This window comes from Vibrio sp. 10N.261.51.C6, from assembly GCF_041471785.1.
GTDB classification, from domain to species: domain Bacteria; phylum Pseudomonadota; class Gammaproteobacteria; order Enterobacterales; family Vibrionaceae; genus Vibrio; species Vibrio crassostreae_C.
Window position 1 is genome coordinate 76,554 of record NZ_JBFRPB010000013.1, and the last position, 946, is coordinate 77,499.

Sequence of the window (946 nt, forward strand, 5' to 3'; positions counted from 1 at the left end):
GCCAGAGCCAGAGCCAGAGCGCCAATTTTCGAGTCACCACTCTAGCTACGCCGAAATACGCGCGGCTGAGTTTGAGGTTCCTAACCTTGAAGATGTTCAGAAACTACTCAGCCGTTTAGAGGCGACCAATGTTGTTGATGAACTGAACCTTGATGAGTTGATGGATCAGAACACCCAGAAAATCGCCCAGCAAGCAGACATGCAAATGTTTGATGCCGCGGTTGAGTCTGTTCAAGTGTTCGAAGAGCCAGAGATTCAGGATTGGAATCTTCCAGAACCCGATTTATCAATTGTTTTAGAGCCACCTGTTGAATCGCAGCAAATTGAAGAGTTACAAGCTGAATCGTTGGAGACGGAACAAGTAGAAGTTAAGGCTGTTGAGCCTGAACTTGACGTTCCTGATCCCGAGACAGTTATTGAACCCGAAACTCAAGCAGGAGGTGCTGACCAGTTTACCTCTTGGGAAAGTACGGTTCGCAAAGAAGACTTTCAAGTCTTGTATTTTGATGTAAACGGCGTGACCTTTGCGGTGCCACTTGATGAGCTTGGCGGCATCCATCGCCTTGAAGAGTTAAGTCATATCATTGGTAAGCCAGCTTGGTATTTGGGTTTACAAACCAACCGTGATAGTCAGCTAGATGTGGTCGACACCGCAAAATGGGTGATGTCTGAGAAACTATCAGGTGACGAATACAAAGAAAACTATCAATATATAGTGATGCTTGGAGAGAGCTTGTGGGGCCTGGCGGGCACAGAGCTCAAAGGCACCGAGCTACTTAATACAGACAAAGTACGTTGGCGAGAAATGGCAGGGAAACGCCCATGGCTCGCTGGTATGGTAAAAGAAAAAATGTGTGCTTTGATTCATGTTGAAGCATTAATCGCCATGCTAAACGCAGGGCTAGATGTAAAAGCATTAAGCTAGTAATAAGCATTGGGCTAACAA

1 protein-coding gene is annotated in these 946 nt (G+C 46.1%); it reads left to right on the forward strand.

The window, feature by feature from the left end; translation table 11 throughout:
- The coding region (locus AB4375_RS03625) for a chemotaxis protein CheW (RefSeq protein WP_136974976.1) at nucleotides 1-925 on the forward strand (925 nt) is incomplete at its 5' end.
- Nucleotides 926-946 lie beyond the last annotated feature (21 nt).